Genomic DNA, 13,688 nt, shown 5'->3' with positions numbered 1-13,688 from the left:
GCCAATGGCCGGTTTTTACATGCAAGATATCGCCTTAGTGGGCGGCTTCCGGTTTGTGCTTCGGCGCGCTCTGGAAATCGTAAGTCAGCGTATTTTTCACGCTGTCCAGAGAGACCGTCACCTGCCCCCCGTCGACCAGCGAGCCAAACAGCAGCTCGTTCGCCAGCGGTTTTTTCAGGTTGTCCTGAATGACGCGTCCCATCGGACGTGCTCCCATCGCCCGGTCGTAGCCTTTTTCCGCCAGCCAGTCGCGCGCTTCCTGGCTGACTTCCAGGGAGACGCCTTTCTGATCCAGCTGAACCTGCAGCTCGACGATAAACTTGTCGACAACCTGATGGATCACCGTGGTGGAGAGGTGATCGAACCAGATAATGTTGTCGAGACGGTTACGGAACTCCGGCGTAAAGATCTTCTTGATCTCATCCATTGCATCCGGACTGTTGTCCTGCTGGATAAGGCCAATCGATTTACGCTCGGTTTCCCGCACCCCGGCGTTGGTGGTCATCACCAGCACCACGTTGCGGAAGTCCGCTTTACGTCCGTTGTTATCGGTCAGCGTTCCGTTATCCATCACCTGCAGCAGCAGGTTGAACACGTCCGGATGCGCTTTTTCGATCTCATCGAGCAGCAGCACCGCGTGCGGATGTTTAATCACCGCATCGGTCAGCAGCCCGCCCTGGTCGAAGCCGACGTAGCCCGGAGGCGCCCCGATTAAACGGCTGACGGTATGACGTTCCATATATTCGGACATATCAAAACGCAGCAGCTCGATACCCAGCGCCTTCGCCAGCTGCACGGTCACTTCGGTTTTCCCCACCCCGGTCGGCCCGGCGAACAGGAATGAACCCACCGGCTTGTGCTCATGGCCCAGCCCGGCGCGCGCCATTTTGATGGCTTCCGTTAGCGCCTCGATGGCCTTATCCTGACCAAAGACCAGCATTTTCAGTCGATCGCCAAGGTTTTTCAGCGTGTCGCGATCGCTGCGGGAGACGCTCTTCTCAGGGATCCGCGCAATGCGCGCCACCACTGACTCGATATCCGCCACATTAACCGTTTTCTTACGCTTGCTGACCGGCATTAAGCGCGCCCGCGCCCCTGCCTCGTCAATCACGTCAATCGCCTTATCCGGCAGATGACGATCGTTAATGTATTTCACCGCCAGCTCAACCGCGGCACGCACCGCCTTGGCGGTATAACGCACATCGTGGTGCGCTTCGTACTTCGGCTTCAGGCCGTTGATAATCTGGACGGTCTCTTCCACCGACGGTTCGGTAATATCAATTTTCTGGAAACGGCGGGCCAGCGCACGATCTTTCTCAAAGATGTTGCTGAATTCCTGGTAAGTGGTTGAGCCAATCACCCGGATCTTGCCGCTGGAAAGCAGCGGTTTGATCAGGTTAGCCGCATCGACCTGACCGCCAGACGCCGCCCCCGCACCGATGATGGTGTGGATCTCATCAATGAACAGGATGCTGTTGGTATCCTGCTCCAGCTGTTTGAGCAACGCTTTAAAGCGTTTTTCAAAATCGCCACGGTATTTCGTCCCGGCCAGCAGAGAACCAATATCGAGCGAGTAGATGGTGCAGTCAGCCATGACTTCCGGCACATCGCCCTGCACAATACGCCAGGCAAGGCCTTCGGCGATGGCGGTTTTACCGACGCCGGATTCCCCCACCAGCAGCGGGTTATTTTTACGCCGACGGCACAGAACCTGAATGGCGCGTTCCAGCTCTTTTTCACGGCCGATCAGGGGATCAATGCCGCCGACGCGAGCAAGCTGATTGAGGTTGGTGGTGAAGTTTTCCATACGTTCCTCCCCGCCGGCTTGCTCTTCATTGCCAGGCTGGCTTCCGCTGTTATCGGAAGACTGGCTCGGCTCGTCTTTGCGTGTACCATGAGAAATGAAGTTCACCACATCGAGTCGGCTCACTTCATGTTTACGCAGCAGGTAGGCGGCCTGCGACTCCTGCTCGCTGAAAATCGCCACCAGCACGTTGGCGCCGGTCACTTCGCTGCGGCCAGAAGATTGCACGTGGAAGACGGCGCGCTGCAGCACACGCTGGAAGCTCAGCGTCGGCTGGGTGTCGCGCTCTTCTTCCGTGGCTGGCAGGACGGGTGTGGTTTGTTCGATGAAGGCTTCAAGTTCCTGACGCAATGCCACCAGGTCCACTGAACACGCTTCCAGGGCCTCACGGGCCGAGGGGTTGCTTAGCAGAGCCAGCAGCAAGTGCTCGACGGTCATAAACTCATGACGGTGCTCGCGCGCTCTGGCGAAAGCCATATTTAAACTGAGTTCCAGTTCTTGATTGAGCATAGGCACCTCCCCCAATTTTCATGCCTGTATTCAGGCTTTTTCCAGCGTACACAGCAATGGATGCTCGTTCTCCCTCGCGTACTGATTCACCATAGCGACTTTGGTCTCCGCCACTTCCGCGGTAAACACGCCACAAATCGCCTTACCTTCATAGTGAACCGTGAGCATCAGTTGCGTTGCACGTTCAACATCATAAGAAAAGAATTTTTGTAACACGTCAATAACAAACTCCATTGGAGTGTAGTCATCATTGACCAATATCACTTTATACATAGATGGCGGTTTAATCGCATCACGAACTTCGTCGTCAACCAGGTGCTCGAAGTCCAGCCAATCTCTCTTACTCATCGTCAGTGTTCATCATCGGTTGCTGTTGCCAACAGGCGGAGGCCTGTCGATGACCAGAGGTTATGCTCATCACAAATCTACAACAGATCATAGATAACTATCATCTATCGCTTCTATCCGCGACGGCTGTCACATTCCCCGGCAATAGCGTTAACTGCTTCAAATTTTGACGCATTTTTCGCCGCTCCCCCTCCTCAATCGCTTGACGCGTTTTCGTATTTCTCTAAATTGTAGTGGCGAGAGTTGGCGAGCAATTGAACAACTCGTCACTCCACCACCGGTTCATTCCATCTTACTAATAAAGATTTACGAAGGATGTCGAAGTATGGAAATGGGTACTGTTAAGTGGTTCAACAATGCCAAAGGGTTCGGTTTTATCTGCCCTGAGGGCGGCGGCGAAGACATTTTCGCCCATTACTCCACCATCCAGATGGATGGTTACAGAACGCTAAAAGCCGGACAAGCCGTTCGGTTTGATGTTCACCAGGGGCCAAAAGGCAACCACGCCAGCGTGATCGTCCCTGTGGAAGCGGAAACGGCTGCATAACTCTTTTGCTTCATTGTGTACATCCTGCTAATAAAATGCCAGTCCTTCTGACTGGCATTTTTATTTCTCATCCCGACTACTCCCGCGCCAGGGCATCCACAGGATCGAGCCGCGCCGCATTGCGCGCCGGCAGCCACCCAAACAGCACCCCGGTTAACGTCGAACAGAGAAACGCTGTCACCAGCGCCAGCGGCGAAAAACCGATCTCCCAGCCGGGGAGAAACAGCTGCAGAATAAACGCAATCATCAGCGACAATGTCACCCCCAGCGCGCCGCCGACCAGGCAAACCAGCACCGCTTCGATGAGAAACTGCTGCAGCACATCGCTGGCCCGGGCGCCAACCGCCATGCGGATGCCTATCTCACGCGTCCGTTCGGTCACCGACACCAGCATAATATTCATCACGCCAATCCCGCCGACCACCAGGGCGATCACCGCCACCAATGTCAGGAACAGCTGTAAGGTATGTGTGGTCCTTTCGGCGGTTTTCAAGATGCTGTCCATATTCCAGGTGAATACATCTTTTTTACCATGCCGCAGCTCCAGCAAACGCAGCAGCTGCTTTTCAGCGGTGTCGCTGTCATAGCCTTCATGAACGCGGACGGTGATCGAGTTCAGCCACGACTGGCCCATCACCCTTCCCGCCATGGTGGTGTAGGGCAACCAGACGCGGAGAATTTTACTGCTGCCGAACATCGACTGCTTTTCATCCGCAACGCCAATCACCGTGGCCGGCATATTGCCCACCAGAATCACCTCGCCCACCACTTTCGCTTTATTGGGAAACAGCTGGCGACGGGTATTGCTGTCGAGCACCACCACCTGCGCCCGGCTGTTGAGCTGCAGCTCATTAAAGGTATTGCCCTCGCTAAAGGTCATGCCGTAAACATTAAAGTATTGCGGCCCCACCCCTTCCGCGCTGGCGGCTACGTCAATATTGTTGGCGCGCAGACGCAGGCTTTTTGACACCGCCGGCGTAGCGGAACGCACCCACGGCTGTTTCTGGATCGCCAGCAAGTCGTCATACTTCAGCGCCTGCTGATAGCGCGGGTCGTCATCGCCAAAATCCTTGCCAGGGTAGACGTCAATGGTATTGGTGCCTATCGCGCGAATATCTGCCAGCACCATCTGTTTGGCGGCATCGCCCACCACGACGATCGACACCACCGAGGCAATCCCAATAATAATGCCGAGCATGGTCAGCAGGGTGCGCATTTTATTCGCCGCCATCGCCCGCCAGGCCATGACCAGCGCCTCGCGAAAGCCGCTGGTGAACTGACGCCACGCCGAGGGCTCCTCCTGCTGACGGGCGCGCAGCCCACCGCCCTGGCGGCTGGCGGAGGGGTTGCGGACGATTTCGCCATCGCGGATCTCGACGATCCGCTCCGCCTGAGCGGCGACCTGCGGATCGTGAGTGACAATGATGACCGTGTGCCCCTGCGCTTTCAGCTGGTGCAGGATCGCCATCACCTCTTCGCCGGAATGGCTGTCCAGCGCGCCGGTCGGCTCATCGGCGAGGATCACTTCCCCACCGTTCATCAGGGCGCGGGCGATACTGACCCGCTGCTGTTGGCCGCCGGACAGCTGCGACGGCTGATAGTCGGCGCGATCGCCAAGCCCCAGGCGCGCCAGCAGCTCATGAGCGCGCGCCAGGCGCGCCCGCCGTTCACTGCCGGCATACACCGCCGGCACTTCGACGTTCTGCGCGGCGGTCAGATGCGACAGCAGGTGATAGCGTTGAAAGATAAAACCAAAGTGTTCCCGCCGCAGACGGGCCAGCGCATCACCATCCAGCTGCGCAATATCGGTTCCCGCCACCCGATAGGTGCCGCTGGTGGGTTTATCAAGGCAGCCAAGGATGTTCATCAGCGTTGATTTACCCGAGCCGGAGGCGCCCACGATCGCCACCATCTCCCCGGCATGGATACTGAGGGTGATCCCCTTGAGGACCTCAACGCTGCCGTCGCCGGAAGGATAGCTGCGACGAATATCACGCAGCTCGAGCAGGGCCGTCATTTTGCCGCCCCGCTCGCGCTCTCGCCGACGATCACCTCATCCCCCTCTTCAAGTCCCTGCACCACCGCGACGTCGGTATCATTGCGCGCGCCAATGACAATTTCACGCTCTTTGACCTCGCCGGTACGCAACAGCCGGACGTGGTAGCGGTTATCACCGACCGCATCGCCCAGGGCGCTCAGCGGGATGGTGATCACGTTCTTCACCTCGGCCAGTTGAATATGCACCTGCGCGGTCATGTCGAGGCGCAGGATCCCCTGCGGGTTCGGGACCTCGAAGCGGGCATAATAGAAGATGGCGTCGTTGACTTTTTCCGGCGTCGGCAGAATGTCCTTCAGCTTGCCTTCATAGCGGGTTAACGGGTCGCCCAGCACGGTAAACCACGCTTTTTGCCCCGGTCTGAGATGGATGACATCCGCTTCGGAGACCTGCGCTTTAACCAGCATGGTGCTGAGGTCCGCCAGGGTCAGAATGTTCGGCGCCTGCTGGGCAGCGATCACCGTCTGTCCCTGCAGGGTAGTAATTTGCGTCACTTCGCCAGCCATCGGCGCCAGGATCCGCGTGTAGTCGAGGTTGGTCTTCGCCGTGTCGAGCGTCGCCTGGTTGCGCTTAATTTGCGCTTCAATGGTGCCGATTTGCGCCTGTTTCACCGCCAGGTCGGTGGTCGCGGTATCGAGGTCCTGTCGCGAGACCAGCTGGCGCTGCGCCAGCTGCTGCTGACGGGCCAGGGTCACCTGCGCCAGCTTACTCTCCGCGCGCGCCTGATTGAGCTGGGCGCGCAGTTCCATCAACGTCGCTTCCACCTCTTTGATCTGGTTTTGCGCCTGCTCAGGATCGATAACCCCCAGCAGTTGGTCCTTTTTGACCTTATCGCCGATATTCACGTGCAGCGTCTTCAGCTGTCCGCTGACCTGGGCGCCGACGTCAACTTTTCGCAAGGCATCCAGCTTGCCGGTAGCCAGCACGCTCTGCTGGAGGTCGCCTTTGCGCACCACCAGTGTCTGGTAGTGCGGCAGCGGCGCGTTGAGGATCCGCCATCCCCAGACAGCCAGACCCAGCACCACGATCGCCAACAGCCACCAGACGGTCCTGCGTTTTCCCTTCACTTTCATATTCCGATTCCTGCTGTTTCCCTGCCGATCCAGGCGGTGATTCTATCGAAACCCGTTGGCAACAGAACATCCATTTTTCGCGCCAATGACGTTTTGTTTAGCTGCCGGAGAGCTTTGCGCCGCCGAGCCCCCCGACGGCGAAGAGATTAATCGGCGCGACCGCGGGCCAGCCACAGTACCCGCGAGAACATTTTTTTCAGCAGCGTCGGCACTGCGTCCACCCCACGGCGGCCGGCTTCCATTGCCACCTCAATCGCCAGGTCCGGCTTGGATGAACGATGAATGGCCTTGGTGATCACCCGCCGCATATTCATGGGCACATTATCCGGGATCTGCGCCACCCGGTGGTAAACGTCATCAAATCCCTGACGATACATAAAGTGTTCCATATCCAGCGCCGGCAGAGTGGTCAGATGGTCGCGCTCCAGTTCGCGATCGTTATTCAGCAGGCCGCGTACGGTCGCGGCATATTTTTTCCCTGCCTCATCGCCGTCCACCAGCACGTGCCACTGGATCCCCATCCGGCGGGCGAATTTGATCAACGGCTTCAGGCCCGACTGGGCGAATTCAATGACTTTCACCCCTTCAGCATCAAAATGATGGCCGCACTGGCGGGCCAGTTCGTTGATAACCCAGGTTTCCGTCTCCCCCTCCACCAGCAGCCAACAGCGGGCGAAGAGCGATGAGGCGCGATTGAAGCGGATATGAAAGGCAATGCGCCGACTCTCTTCGGCATTCATTCCGCCGGGCCCCAGCCGCCATGCCGACACCCGCGCCGATTCACGCACCAGCCGACACACCTGCTCCACCGGCGTCAGGGACAGCAGCTCTCCGGAGTTGGTGGTGGTCACCCGCTGCAACGGCAGCAAATTCAGCAGATGCCAGGCGACGGAGAGCATGATCGGATGCAGGCGGGTCTCGGGATCTTCAATCAACAGCAGCGGCCGCGCGTCGCGATCGAGGCGCACCGTCCCTTTCGCCTGCAGCAGGGTGGCGAACAGTCCCAGCAGGATCACCCGATGGCTGCGCCCGCCGGGCTTGTCGATCATCCGGTTGATAATATCCAGATAACGCCAGCTACGCTGTTCATCATGGGAACGCCGCCGCATCAGGCGATGTCGCGTCTGGGCGCTGCTTTGCTCGGCAAAATAATGCTCCAGCAGCTGCACCATGGCCGACAACCCCTCGCGGATCTGACCGTCGGATAAATTTTGCGGGTGGCTGACCAGTTCGCGGGACAGAAAATCCAGCTGGCGGGCGGTGATCTCTATCTGCGGCGAGTGCGGTACCGTTCCGTTATGAATACGCCGCATAAAGCGCGCGTCGCGCAGGCGCAGCACCGGCATCAAACGCACCAGGTGTCTGGCCAGCTCATCGATATCCTCCAGCGCCAGCGCTTCGCCTTCGCCATCGATAAAACTGCGCAGGGTCATCACGCTGTCATCATCGGCGAGTTCGCCTTCCAGGCGGTAGAACACCCGGTGATACCCGTCATCACAGGGCACCCAACAGCGCTGAAGCGGACGGAAACGCCGCACCCGATGGCGTCCCGGCTCCGTTTCGCGGAAGGTCAGAATAATATGCAAATGGTGCTCGCGCCCCTGGATGTCGCCCGCGGGGAACCAAAAGTCATCGCGAACAAAGTGATAAAGATCGAACTCTGGCGACAAAAGCAGGGTCAGCGCATCAAGCAGACTGGACTTCCCCCACGCGTTTTCCCCGATCAGGACGTTATTTTGCTCAAGCATCAACGACAGACGATTGATACCGCGAAAACCGACGATTTCTACGCGCTCAAGAAGCATATCCCCTCCGCTACACCACCACTCTCCTTCAGTAATCAACAGTATAGCGAGGGCGGCGGCAAGATGACACTCCGCTTAGTCACCTCGCGCATCCTATTCAGCAGGTTAAATATATTCATAAAATTACACATTTACCGCCTATTAACCGCTGTTGATTATTCATCAAACAAAATAGTTTTATTTCAGACGTTATGTTCTACACTATTGATAATCTTGGATGGATATAGGAATAGTTAAACTGGCAAACGCAATCCCTTCACCTTGCCCTAAATCAAATAATATCAATATATTTAACTGGCTCTGGGATGGCGATTATCTCTAGAATAACGCCGCTTTATTTTTATCGTCGTCCCTTATCACGATAAATAAAGAACGGCACGGTCCGCTCGTGCGCGTATACATTTAAATTGAGGTGGTTATGTTCAGAAAATTAGCAGCCGAATGCTTCGGCACCTTCTGGCTTGTATTTGGCGGCTGCGGTAGCGCCGTCCTTGCCGCAGCATTTCCCGAGCTGGGTATCGGTTTTGCCGGCGTGGCGCTGGCATTTGGTTTAACCGTATTAACCATGGCGTATGCGGTTGGCCATATTTCCGGCGGTCATTTCAACCCGGCGGTGACCTTAGGCCTGTGGGCCGGCGGTCGTTTCCCGGCGAAAGAGGTCATTGGCTATATTATCGCCCAGGTGGTCGGCGGAATTATTGCCGCCGCGGTGCTGTACGTAGTGGCCAGCGGTAAAGCCGGCTTTGATGCCGCCGCCAGCGGTTTTGCCTCCAACGGCTATGGCGAACACTCCCCGGGCGGCTTCTCTATGCTGTCGGCTATCGTTATTGAAATCGTACTGACCTGCGGCTTCCTGCTGGTTATCCATGGCGCTACCGACAAACACGCGCCTGCGGGCTTCGCGCCGATCGCTATCGGCCTGGCGCTGACCCTCATCCATTTGATCAGCATTCCGGTCACCAACACCTCGGTCAACCCGGCGCGCAGCACCGCGGTGGCGATTTTCCAGGGCGGTTGGGCGCTGCAGCAGCTGTGGCTGTTCTGGGTCATGCCGATCGTCGGCGGGATCCTCGGCGGCGTGCTGTACCGCACTCTGCTGGAAAAACGCGATTAATCTTTTCTAAAGCCCGGGTCCCCGGGCTTTTTCTTTCTGGCGACAGCTTTACTCGGCCCGGCTATTTGGATAGTGTCATGAGCGCTATTCTCATCATGCAAGGGTTGCATCGTTCATGTTCTCAGGACTGTTCATCATTCTGTTGCCGCTGGTCGTCGGCTATTTACTGCCTCTTCGTCACTCCTCCGCGTTAAAACTGATTAACCGGATGCTGAGCTGGATTGTCTATGTGATCCTCTTTTTTATGGGTATCAGCCTGGCGTTTCTCGACAATCTGGCCAGCAATCTGCTGGCGATATTGCATTACGCCGCGGTGAGCGTGGTCATCATTTTACTGTGTAATATTACCGCTCTGCTGTGGCTGGAAAGAAAAATGCCCTGGCGCAGTCTGCATCGTCAGGAGAAATTACCCTCGCGCCTGGCCATGGCCCTGGAATCACTCCAGTTGTGCGGTGTGGTGGTGCTCGGTTTCTTGCTTGGCCTGACCGGCCTGTCTTTTTTACAACACGCCACCGAAGCCAGCGAATATACGCTGATCTTTCTCCTGTTCCTCGTCGGTATTCAATTACGCAATAATGGAATGAGTCTGCGACAAATAGTCCTCAACCGGCGGGGAATGATCGTCGCCGTGGTGGTCACGGCCAGTTCATTACTCGGCGGCATCCTCAACGCCTTTATTCTGGATTTGCCGCTAAAGACCGGTCTGGCGATGGCCAGCGGCTTCGGCTGGTATTCACTCTCCGGTATTTTACTGACCGAATCCTTTGGCCCGGTGATCGGCAGCGCCGCCTTCTTTAACGACCTGTGCCGCGAGCTGCTGGCCATCATGTTAATTCCGGGCCTGATTCGCCGTAGCCGCTCCACGGCGCTGGGGCTGTGCGGCGCCACCTCCATGGACTTCACCTTACCGGTGCTGCAGCGTTCCGGCGGCGTGGAGATCGTCCCTGCCGCCATCGTGCACGGTTTTCTGCTGAGCCTGCTGGTCCCGATCCTGATCGCCTTTTTTGCCGCCTGAGCAGGCGCTGGCGGCAGACTTCCTGCCGCCAATTTTGCGCTAAATCAATCTCCCTTTAAGTTGTATCAGAAATACCTTTTCTCCTCACGCGCTCGGGCATAACCTTAAACATGTATATCAAATATAACTTTAAAGGTGTGACCATGTTTTGTGTGCAATGTGAACAAACCATTCGTACCCCGGCCGGCAACGGCTGCTCTTACGCGCAGGGGATGTGCGGTAAAACAGCGGAAACCTCCGATCTGCAGGATCTGCTGATTGCGTCATTGCAAGGCCTCTCCGCCTGGGCGCTCAAGGCCCGCGAATATGGCATTATCGACCACGACGTCGATAGCTTTGCGCCGCGCGCTTTTTTCTCTACGCTGACTAACGTTAACTTCGACTCCCCGCGTATCGTTGGCTATGCGCGCCAGGCTATCGCCATGCGTGAAGCGCTTAAAGCGCAGTGCCTGAACATTGATGCCCACGCGACGGTTAACAATCCGATGGCCGCTCTGCAACTGGCTAGCGACGATCTGGGCGACCTGCAGCGTCAGGCGGCGGAATTTACCCCGAATAAAGACAAAGCGGCCATCGGCGACAACATTCTCGGCCTGCGCCTGCTGTGCCTGTACGGCCTGAAAGGCGCTGCGGCTTATATGGAACACGCGCACGTTCTCGGCCAGTACGACAACGACATCTACGCCCAGTACCATAAAATCATGGCATGGCTGGGTACCTGGCCTGCCGATATGAACGCGCTGCTGGAGTGCTCAATGGAGATCGGCCAGATGAACTTCAAAGTCATGAGCATTCTGGACGCCGGTGAGACCAGCAAATACGGTCATCCGACCCCAACCCAGGTCAACGTTAAAGCGACCGAGGGCAAGTGCATCCTGATCTCCGGCCATGACCTGAAAGATCTCTATAACCTGCTGGAGCAGACCGAAGGCACCGGCGTTAACGTCTATACCCACGGGGAAATGCTGCCGGCGCACGGCTATCCGGAGCTGCGTAAATTCAAACACCTGATTGGGAACTACGGCAGCGGCTGGCAGAACCAGCAGGTGGAGTTCGCCCGCTTCCCGGGCCCCATCGTCATGACCTCTAACTGCATCATCGACCCCACCGTCGGCGCCTACGACGATCGTATCTGGACCCGCAGCATCGTCGGCTGGCCGGGCGTGAACCACCTGGAAGGTGAAGACTTCGCGCCGGTTATCGCCCAGGCGCAGCAGATGGCGGGCTTCCCGTACAGCGAAATCCCGCATCTGATCACCGTCGGCTTTGGCCGTCAGACCCTGCTCGGCGCGGCGGACACACTGATCGATCTGGTCAGCCGGGAAAAACTGCGTCACATTTTCCTCGTCGGCGGCTGCGATGGCGCCCGCGGGGAACGTAACTATTTCACCGATTTCGCCACCAGCGTGCCGGACGACTGCCTGATCCTGACCCTGGCCTGCGGTAAATACCGCTTCAACAAGCTGGACTTCGGCGATATCGAAGGCCTGCCGCGTCTGGTGGATGCCGGGCAGTGCAACGATGCCTACTCGGCGATTATTCTGGCGGTCACGCTGGCGGAAAAACTGGGCTGCGGCGTCAACGATCTGCCGCTGTCGCTGGTGCTTTCCTGGTTCGAGCAGAAAGCGATCGTCATCCTGCTGACGCTGCTGTCTCTCGGCGTGAAAAACATTGTCACCGGCCCGACGGCGCCTGGCTTCTTCACTCCGGATCTGCTGGCTATCCTCAATGAGAAGTTTGGTCTGCGTTCCGTGACCACCGTGGAACAAGATATGCAGCAGCTGCTGAGCGCGTAAGGAGTCCCTGATGACCATGCCAACCTCACAATGCCCGTGGCGAATGCAGGTGCATCACATCCATCAGGAAACGCCGGATGTGTGGACCGTTTCATTGCTCTGCCATGACTATTATCCGTACCGTGCCGGGCAGTACGCCCTGGTCAGCGTGCGCCATTCGGCAGAGACCCTGCGCGCTTACACTATTTCGTCCACGCCGGGCGTCAGCGAATATATTACGTTGACCGTTCGCCGTATTGACGATGGCGCGGGCTCACAGTGGCTCACCCGCGACGTAAAGCGCGGCGACTATATCTGGCTGTCAGACGCGATGGGGGATTTCACCTGCGAGGATAAAGCGGATGATAAGTTCCTGCTGCTGGCCGCTGGCTGCGGCGTCACACCGATCATGTCGATGCGCCGCTGGCTGGCGAAGTACCGTCCGCAGGCCGACGTGCAGGTGATCTATAGCGTTCGTTCGCCGGAGGATGTGATCTTTGCCGAAGAGTGGCGCAACTATCCGGTTACCCTGGTGGCGGAGCACCACGCGACGCACGGTTTTGTCGCCGGCCGTCTGATCCCGGAACTACTGCAGAGCGTGCCGGATATCGCCAGCCGCACCGTGATGACCTGCGGGCCAGCGCCGTATATGGAGAAAGTTGAACAGGACGTTGCCGCCCTGGGTGTTACCCGCTTCTTTAAGGAGAAGTTCTTCACCCCGGTGGCGGAGGCCGCCACCAGCGGGCTGAAATTCACCAAACTGCAGCCGGCGCGAGAATTTTACGCGCCGGTGGGCACCACCCTGCTCGATGCGCTGGAGAGCAATCAGGTGCCGGTGACCGTCGCCTGCCGCGCCGGCGTCTGCGGCTGCTGCAAAACCAGAGTCGTTTCCGGGGAGTATAGCGTCACCAGCACCATGACGCTGACCGACGGCGAAATCGCCGACGGCTATGTGCTGGCCTGCTCCTGTCACCCGCTGGGCGATCTGGTTCTGGCCTGACCTTAAAAGGCCGGATGACGCTATGCTTATCCGGCCTCTGTTTCTGCTTTACGTCGTACGCAGTTGTTCCGCCTTTCGGCGCATGGCTATCGCCAGACCGACTGACCGGCCAGCGAGTAACGCCCGGCGCCCAAAAGCGCTATCGCCAGCGCGCCAACAAAAAAATAGACCAGATTCTCGATCGCCCACGCGCCCACCGCATCAAGCGCAAACGTCTTGCCGAGACCGACCATCAGCCACGCCACTACCATGGTGAAAGCCAACACCAGCGCCGCTGGGCGCGTCAGGATGCCGACAATCAACAAACAGGGGGCAACCACTTCCCCCACCAGCACACCGTAGGCGATAAACCCCGGCAACCCCTTCGCCACCAGCATCCCGCTAATGCCGTCCACGCCATCCAGCAGCTTGTGCAAACCGTGAAACAGCATTAACCCGCCGACGGCGAGTCGTAACAAGAGTTTACCGGCATCTTCATGCGACAGCGTTCTGTTTACTGTGTTTAACAATCCTTTAACCATTTGATGTGCTTCCTGTTTTACACCCTGTGAGACCCCAGAGTATGCCCAATACTTCAGCAATAAAACCAGCGAAAAATTGAGGGAAATCGGCAACGTACGCTGCAGTTTCATCTAAGCTTG

11 protein-coding genes are annotated in these 13,688 nt (G+C 57.5%); 5 read left to right on the top strand and 6 right to left on the bottom strand.

Features of this window, described 5'->3' with window-relative positions; all coding sequences use genetic code 11:
- Window positions 1-34 precede the first annotated feature (34 nt).
- Both clpA and clpS read right to left on the bottom strand, forming a co-directional pair.
- On the bottom strand, window positions 35-2,314 hold the full coding sequence (gene clpA, locus MKR05_RS19920) for an ATP-dependent Clp protease ATP-binding subunit ClpA (protein WP_032455257.1): 2,280 nt from the start codon (window positions 2,312-2,314) through the stop codon (window positions 35-37).
- 30 nt (window positions 2,315-2,344) lie between these two features.
- Window positions 2,345-2,662, bottom strand: coding sequence for an ATP-dependent Clp protease adapter ClpS (gene clpS / locus MKR05_RS19915; protein WP_002896520.1), 318 nt, complete (start codon window positions 2,660-2,662; stop codon window positions 2,345-2,347).
- Window positions 2,663-2,987: 325 nt separating this feature from the next.
- Here clpS and cspD point away from each other — a divergent pair, with 325 nt between their 5' ends.
- On the top strand, window positions 2,988-3,209 hold the full coding sequence (cspD, locus tag MKR05_RS19910; protein ID WP_002896516.1) for a cold shock-like protein CspD: 222 nt from the start codon (window positions 2,988-2,990) through the stop codon (window positions 3,207-3,209).
- Window positions 3,210-3,285: 76 nt separating this feature from the next.
- Here cspD and macB read toward each other — a convergent pair whose 3' ends face one another.
- From macB to MKR05_RS19895, 3 genes are all read right to left on the bottom strand, one after another.
- Complete coding sequence (gene macB / locus MKR05_RS19905; protein WP_044521907.1) at window positions 3,286-5,226, bottom strand: macrolide ABC transporter ATP-binding protein/permease MacB; 1,941 nt, start codon at window positions 5,224-5,226, stop codon at window positions 3,286-3,288.
- Window positions 5,223-6,338: a macrolide transporter subunit MacA gene (macA, locus tag MKR05_RS19900; RefSeq protein WP_124074211.1), complete on the bottom strand. Its 1,116-nt coding sequence runs from the start codon at window positions 6,336-6,338 to the stop codon at window positions 5,223-5,225. The genes macB and macA overlap by 4 nt, the downstream gene beginning before the upstream one ends.
- Window positions 6,339-6,484: 146 nt before the next feature.
- A complete protein-coding gene (locus MKR05_RS19895; protein WP_023289003.1) occupies window positions 6,485-8,143 on the bottom strand; it encodes an ATP-dependent endonuclease in 1,659 nt (552 codons plus the stop codon).
- 418 nt (window positions 8,144-8,561) lie between these two features.
- Between MKR05_RS19895 and aqpZ the strand changes: the two genes are divergently transcribed.
- From aqpZ to hcr, 4 genes are all read left to right on the top strand, one after another.
- The gene (gene aqpZ / locus MKR05_RS19890) at window positions 8,562-9,257 is read left to right on the top strand and encodes an aquaporin Z (protein WP_004201355.1); all 696 of its coding nucleotides are present in this window, start codon (window positions 8,562-8,564) and stop codon (window positions 9,255-9,257) included.
- Between the two features lie 115 nt (window positions 9,258-9,372).
- Window positions 9,373-10,272 (top strand): lysine exporter LysO family protein, encoded by a 900-nt coding sequence (locus MKR05_RS19885; RefSeq protein ID WP_023289001.1) that lies wholly within the window; start codon window positions 9,373-9,375, stop codon window positions 10,270-10,272.
- 143 nt (window positions 10,273-10,415) lie between these two features.
- Window positions 10,416-12,068, top strand: coding sequence for a hydroxylamine reductase (gene hcp, locus MKR05_RS19880; protein ID WP_023289000.1), 1,653 nt, complete (start codon window positions 10,416-10,418; stop codon window positions 12,066-12,068).
- Window positions 12,069-12,078: 10 nt separating this feature from the next.
- Complete coding sequence (gene hcr / locus MKR05_RS19875) at window positions 12,079-13,047, top strand: NADH oxidoreductase (protein WP_238875050.1); 969 nt, start codon at window positions 12,079-12,081, stop codon at window positions 13,045-13,047.
- 86 nt (window positions 13,048-13,133) lie between these two features.
- Here the strand turns inward: hcr and MKR05_RS19870 are convergent, their stop codons facing one another.
- On the bottom strand, window positions 13,134-13,568 hold the full coding sequence (locus tag MKR05_RS19870) for a DoxX family protein (RefSeq protein WP_032455253.1): 435 nt from the start codon (window positions 13,566-13,568) through the stop codon (window positions 13,134-13,136).
- Window positions 13,569-13,688: the final 120 nt, after the last annotated feature.

The sequence above is a fragment of the Klebsiella sp. K5-204 genome, from assembly GCF_030128585.1.
Classification (GTDB): domain Bacteria; phylum Pseudomonadota; class Gammaproteobacteria; order Enterobacterales; family Enterobacteriaceae; genus Klebsiella; species Klebsiella quasipneumoniae.
The sequence above is the reverse complement of the archived record's forward strand: the minus strand, read 5'-3'. Positions and strand labels throughout refer to the sequence as shown.

Coding starts and splice junctions, on each gene's coding strand:
- clpA (WP_032455257.1), bottom strand. CDS start 2,314: ATGCTCAATCAAGAACTGGAACTCAGTTTAAATATGGCTTTCGCCAGA.
- clpS (WP_002896520.1), bottom strand. CDS start 2,662: ATGAGTAAGAGAGATTGGCTGGACTTCGAGCACCTGGTTGACGACGAA.
- cspD (WP_002896516.1), top strand. CDS start 2,988: ATGGAAATGGGTACTGTTAAGTGGTTCAACAATGCCAAAGGGTTCGGT.
- macB (WP_044521907.1), bottom strand. CDS start 5,226: ATGACGGCCCTGCTCGAGCTGCGTGATATTCGTCGCAGCTATCCTTCC.
- macA (WP_124074211.1), bottom strand. CDS start 6,338: ATGAAAGTGAAGGGAAAACGCAGGACCGTCTGGTGGCTGTTGGCGATC.
- MKR05_RS19895 (WP_023289003.1), bottom strand. CDS start 8,143: ATGCTTCTTGAGCGCGTAGAAATCGTCGGTTTTCGCGGTATCAATCGT.
- aqpZ (WP_004201355.1), top strand. CDS start 8,562: ATGTTCAGAAAATTAGCAGCCGAATGCTTCGGCACCTTCTGGCTTGTA.
- MKR05_RS19885 (WP_023289001.1), top strand. CDS start 9,373: ATGTTCTCAGGACTGTTCATCATTCTGTTGCCGCTGGTCGTCGGCTAT.
- hcp (WP_023289000.1), top strand. CDS start 10,416: ATGTTTTGTGTGCAATGTGAACAAACCATTCGTACCCCGGCCGGCAAC.
- hcr (WP_238875050.1), top strand. CDS start 12,079: ATGACCATGCCAACCTCACAATGCCCGTGGCGAATGCAGGTGCATCAC.
- MKR05_RS19870 (WP_032455253.1), bottom strand. CDS start 13,568: ATGGTTAAAGGATTGTTAAACACAGTAAACAGAACGCTGTCGCATGAA.